General features: G+C 68.0%; 4 protein-coding genes and 1 pseudogene. 1 reads left to right on the top strand and 4 read right to left on the bottom strand.

Features of this window, described 5'->3' with window-relative positions:
- Positions 1–41: 41 nt before the first annotated feature.
- The 4 genes and pseudogenes from ACRDUX_RS28740 to ACRDUX_RS28725 all read right to left on the bottom strand — a co-directional run bounded on the left by ACRDUX_RS28740 (position 42) and on the right by ACRDUX_RS28725 (position 3,596).
- Positions 42–308: a DUF2277 domain-containing protein gene (locus tag ACRDUX_RS28740; protein ID WP_526418892.1), complete on the bottom strand. Its 267-nt coding sequence runs from the start codon at positions 306–308 to the stop codon at positions 42–44.
- Between the two features lie 88 nt (positions 309–396).
- Complete coding sequence (locus ACRDUX_RS28735) at positions 397–1,191, bottom strand: sugar phosphate isomerase/epimerase family protein (protein ID WP_526418893.1); 795 nt, start codon at positions 1,189–1,191, stop codon at positions 397–399.
- Positions 1,192–1,232: 41 nt separating this feature from the next.
- A pseudogene (locus ACRDUX_RS28730) lies at positions 1,233–2,403 on the bottom strand (DUF993 family protein).
- A 26-nt stretch (positions 2,404–2,429) separates the two neighbouring features.
- Positions 2,430–3,596, bottom strand: a complete 1,167-nt coding sequence (locus tag ACRDUX_RS28725; RefSeq protein WP_526418890.1) for a Gfo/Idh/MocA family protein — start codon at positions 3,594–3,596, stop codon at positions 2,430–2,432.
- Positions 3,597–3,819: 223 nt separating this feature from the next.
- Here ACRDUX_RS28725 and ACRDUX_RS28720 point away from each other — a divergent pair, with 223 nt between their 5' ends.
- Positions 3,820–4,851 (top strand): LacI family DNA-binding transcriptional regulator, encoded by a 1,032-nt coding sequence (locus ACRDUX_RS28720; protein ID WP_526418888.1) that lies wholly within the window; start codon positions 3,820–3,822, stop codon positions 4,849–4,851.
- Positions 4,852–5,347 lie beyond the last annotated feature (496 nt).

The following is a 5,347-nucleotide window of genomic DNA, read 5'->3' as shown; positions in this document are numbered from 1 at the left end:
CGCGTGCACTGCTGCGCTCCATTCCTTGAGCGCGGGCGTGCTCACTGCGCCGCGAGCCGGGCCCGGACCTCGGGGCGGCGCAGCGGCGGAATCGTCTTCGGCGGCTGCCGGCGCGGCGCCAGCTGGGACAGCAGTCGCGTGGTGGTTGCGGTGACCTCGGCGACCGCGGCCTCGAAGGCGTCGGCGTTGGCGGAGGTCGGGCGCGTGAGGCCACTGACCTTGCGGACGTATTGGCGTGACGCCGCCTCGATCTCCTCGGCGGTCGCTGCGGGCTCCAGGCCGCGCAATTCGGTGATGTTCCTGCACATGCCTCCACCATAGGTCGATACGGTGACGTCATGCCGAGCGCCGGACACGCGCCGAGATGCGACAAGTTCCCGTGGGCGATCCGGCCGTTCACAGCCAGGGCAGCACCAGGTCGCGATAGCGCTGCTTCATCGTGTCGATCACGGTGCGCCCGTCGGTGGCCCACACCGCCTCGTTGAAGATCTCCACCTCCACGTCGCCCCGATATCCTGCGGCGGCGACAAGGGTTGCGATGGCTGAGAAGTCGATGACACCGTCACCCATCATCCCGCGCGACACGAGCGGGTCCGAGGCCATCGGCACCAGCCAGTCGCATACCTGGAACGAACTGATCCTGCCCTGTTCGCCCGCCGCGGCGATGCCGGCCTCCAACGCGGGATCCCACCACACGTGGTAGGTGTCGACGACCACGCCGACCGCCTCGGCGGGGTGCGGGGCGGCCAGCGCCAGCGCCTGCCCGAGGGTCGAGATCACGGCGCGGTCCGCGCAGAAGACCGGATGCAGGGGCTCCAGGGCCAGGCGGACCTCGCGTTGCGCGGCGTAGGGAACCAGGTCTGCGAGACGCTCGGCGAGTCGTCGGCGGGAGCCGACCAGGTCCCGGTCGGGGATTCCGCCGACGACCATTACGAGTTCGGGCGCGCCCAGCGTGGCGGCCTCGTCGATGGCGCGGCGGTTGTCGTCCAGCGCCTCGGCGCGGTCGCCGAGCCCGGTCAGGAATCCGCCCCGGCACAGGCTGGACACCCGGAGACCGTAGTCCCGCACCATCTTCGCGGCATTGTCGACGCCGGCTTCGGCCACCCGGTCGCGCCAGAGTCCGACGGCGGGCAAGCCAGCGGCGGCGGCGGTCTGGACGGCCTCCCCCAACCGGAACCCCTTGGTGGTCATGGTGTTCAGCGAAAGGCGTGAGTAGTCGTCACCATGGGTAGTCACGAACTCACCCCGTTCACGTCCAGGAACGTCCGCATCCGGCGCACGGCCAACTCGGGGTCTGCCAGCAGCCCGGCGCGATCGGCAAGCACGAACACCTGGGCAAGATGTTCCACCGAGCGTCCGCTGACCAGTCCTCCAACCATCGCGAAGCCCGGCTGGTGGCCGTTGAGCCATGCCAGGAATGCGACCCCGGTCTTGTAGTACGACGTCGGCGCGGTGAAGACGTGCCGCCCGAGCGCGCGGGTCGAGTCCAGGATCTGCCGCGCGCGATCGGTGTTGCCCGCATCGAGCTCCTGCAGGGCAGTGGATGCCGCCGGGTAGATTGCGGCGAAGATGCCGAGCAGCGCGTCGGAGTGCCCTTCCTCGTCGCCGATGATCAACTCCGGGTAGTTGAAGTCGTCACCTGTGTACAGCCGGACGTCCGCGGGCAGCGCCCCGCGCAACGCGATCTCGTGTCCGGCGTCGAGCAGCGACACCTTGACTCCGTCCACCTTGCCGGGGTTCTCCTCGATCAGTCGATCGGAATATCGTTGTTGCCCTTGCGATGTCGGCGTCACCCCAGTACCCGGTGAGAGCTGGGTCGAACACGCTGCCGAGCCAGTGCAGGATGACCGGCTGATCCGCTCCGGCGAGAAGCGCGCCGTACACCGACAGGTAGTCGTCCGGGCTGGTGGCCACCCGCGCCAGTGCCCGCGAGGCCATCAGAATCACCTGGGCGCCCGCGCCGCGGACCACCTCGATCTGCTCGCGATACGCACCGGTGATGAGTTCCAACCCCCGCGCTCCCGGTGGTATGTCGCCGATGGCAAGCTGATCGGTCCCGGCTCCGCAGGCCAATAGCCCGCCCACGGCAGCGGCTTCGTGCCCACTGCGTCGGATCAACTCGCGAGCGGCGGGCCAATCCAGCCCCATACCGCGCTGAGCGGTGTCCATCGCGTCGGCGACGCCGAGACCGTAGGACCACAGCTCGTGCCGATAGGCCATCGTGGCGTCCCAGTCCAGATCGGCGGGAGCGCCGGGGGTGTTGTCGGCGAGGACACGCGGCACCACGTGAGCGGCGGCATAGCCGATCCGGGACGTGATCGGCACCGTCGGCCTCCGCCACGTACCGGGTGCTCCGAGTTCGTGGCGGCGCAATTCGCCGCCGACGGGGACCGTCAGCGCCAGGCCGGTCGCCGCCTCTGCGGTGGCAGTCACAGCACGATCTCCGGCACGTCGATGCGGCGGCCCTCCGTCGAACTGCGCAGGCCCAGTTCGGCCAACTGCACGCCGCGTGCCGCCGAAAGCAGGCCGAAGTGGTGCGGCCGGTCGGCCACGACGTCGCGCAGGAATTCCTCCCATTGCAGTTTGAAGCCGTTGTCGAGATCGGCGTTGGCCGGCACCTCCAGCCATTGGTCGCGGAACTTCTCCGTGGCCGGAAGATCCGGATTCCAAACCGGTTTCGGCGTATGGGCCCGCTGCTGAGCCACGCAGCGCCGCAATCCCGCGACCGCAGATCCGTGCGTGCCGTCGATCTGAAATTCGACCAGCTCGTCGCGATACACCCGCACCGCCCACGACGAATTGATCTGGGCGATGATGCCGCCCTCGATCTCGAAGATGCCGTAGGCGGCATCATCGGCGGTGGCGTCGTAGACCTCGTGGTTCTCGTCCCACCGGGCCGGAATGTGGGTGACCGCGCGAGCGGTGACCGTCTGCACCCGGCCGAGCAATGCCTCCATGACGTAGTTCCAGTGACAGAACATGTCGACGGTGACGCCCCCGCCGTCCTCCGCGCGGTAGTTCCAGCTGGGACGTTGTGCAGGCTGACCGTCGCCTTCGAACACCCAATACCCGAACTCGCCGCGCAGCGACAGGATGCGCCCGAAGAATCCCTCGTCCACCAGGGGGCGCAGCTTCACCAGCCCCGGGAGGTACAGCTTGTCGTGCACCACCCCTGCCACCACGCCGGCATTCCCGGCCATCCGCGCGAGTTCAATTGCCTCCACCGGGGTTTCGGCCGTGGGCTTCTCCGTGTAGACGTGCTTGCCTGCCTTGATCGCCGCCGTCAGTGCCTGCACCCGGCGCGAAGTCACCTGGGCGTCGAAGTAGACGTCGATCGTCGGGTCCTCGATCACCGCGGCGGTGTCGGTGGTCCACTCCCGCACGCCGTGCTCGGCCGCGAGGCTGGCGAGTTTGTCGGCGTTGCGCCCCACCAGGATCGGTTCGACGTCGACGCGGGTGCCGTCGTCGAGCAAGAGGCCCGAGTCCCGCAGCGGCAGAATCGAGCGGACCAGGTGCTGGCGATACCCCATGCGCCCGGTCACGCCGTTCATGGCGATGCGCAAAGTCCGACGTGGTGAACCGAGTGATGAACTCATCGAGGAAATGCCCTTACGTGAGAGCCGGCGTCGTGTCACGTCCGCCGGCGAGTGCGGTCGCTTGACCTGCATCGTCGGACCGCGAGGACGCAGGCCGCGATGTCAGCACTTCGGAATGCGCTTTCCAGGGTAAGCTTTGACGCGCGCACGGGTCAACCCTGACGGGTCAAGCCGGGCCGAAGTGTGGCGATGGGACGGCAATGACGACGGTGGGAGCCAACGAATGGCCGCGGTGACCCTGCAGGACGTGGCCACGCGGGCGGGCGTATCGCAGGCCACCGCATCGCGGGTGCTCAACGGGTCGGCGCGGGTGCCGGGCGAAGGCGTCGCCGACCGCGTCCGCGCTGCCGCACGCGAGCTCGGGTACGTGCCGAACGCGCAGGCCCAGGCGCTGGCGAGGTCGTCGACCGGTTTGCTTGGCCTGATCGTGCACGATATTGCCGACCCGTACTTCTCCTCCATCGCCCGCGGCGTGCAGGTAGCCGCCCGCGCCGCGCACAAGCAGGTCCTGCTGGCCAGCACCGACAGGGACTTCGACATCGAGCGCGAGTCGGTCAGCACGTTCGTCGCACACCGCGCCGATGCGATCGTGCTGGCCGGTTCCCGCCAGAGCGGTCACCTCGACCGCGAACTGGAGACCGAGTTCGGCCACTACCGGGCCAACGGCGGCAGAATCGTCGTGATCGGCCAGCCACTGGCCTTCGGTGGCGCCGTCGAGCCCGAGAATCATTTTGCTGCAGGTGAACTGGCGGATGCGCTGACCGCAGACGGGCACACCCAGTTCGCGGTGATCGGTGGGCCGGGCAGTATTCGAACGGCAGTCGACCGGCGCAACGGGTTCGTCGAAGCACTCGGCAGGCGCGGCATCACGCCACTCGTCGAGGTCTCGGGCGACTTCACCAGGGACGGTGGACACTCCGCGGCACGTCGGTTGGCAGCCGCGCTCCAGATCGACGCGGACGCGGGGGTCGAACCCGTGTGTGTCTTCGCGGTGACGGACGTGATGGCCATCGGGGCGATCGCCGCATGGCACGAGATGGGCCTGACGGTGCCCCGCGATGTCGGGATCGCGGGGTTCGATGACATTCCGACACTTCGCGACCACACACCGAGCCTGACCACCGTCGCGCTACCGCTCGAGGAGATCGGTGCGCGCGCAGTAGAACTCGCGCTGCGCACCGACACCGACTGCGACGACCTGCGCGAACGCGTTCCTGGCCGGGTCGTCATCCGGAGCAGCACACGACTCTCCTGACGGGCGCGCACTGGCACGGCGTTTGACACTGTGCGCTGGGTCACGTTAAAGTCGCCACTGCTTCGGAAAGCGCATTCCCACCCGGGCCACGGCCCGTGACACTGCGACCTCTAGGACACTTGTTTCGTTCTCAAACTCCGCGTCCATAAGCGCGACGTTGACCTGTGGTGACGCACGGTGTCTCACGTCTTGTCCACCAGATTTGTCTCACGTTCGTGTCCAAAATCCGTGCTGCGGCGGGATGGCAATGCCGACCGAGGCGGATGCTCCCGTCAAGGCCGACCGCCTATCGTCACGTGACGCGAACTATCGGCCTACGACTGGTGTTCCGCAATGCGACTCGGAACGCTGCGGCCGACCGCTTCGCGTGCTTCGCATCCTTCCGTTAGCTCATTGCTGTACGGCGTTAGTTACCCCATAGCTCAAGGCGTAGAGGCGATCTCGAAACTTGCCGGGCTCGGCGAGCATGGACCGCGGGTTATCACCGCACCAGCAG

The sequence above is a fragment of the Mycobacterium sp. genome (genome assembly GCF_050701675.1).
Taxonomy (GTDB): Bacteria; Actinomycetota; Actinomycetes; order Mycobacteriales; family Mycobacteriaceae; genus Mycobacterium.
This window is presented reverse-complemented; position numbering and strand designations above follow the sequence as displayed.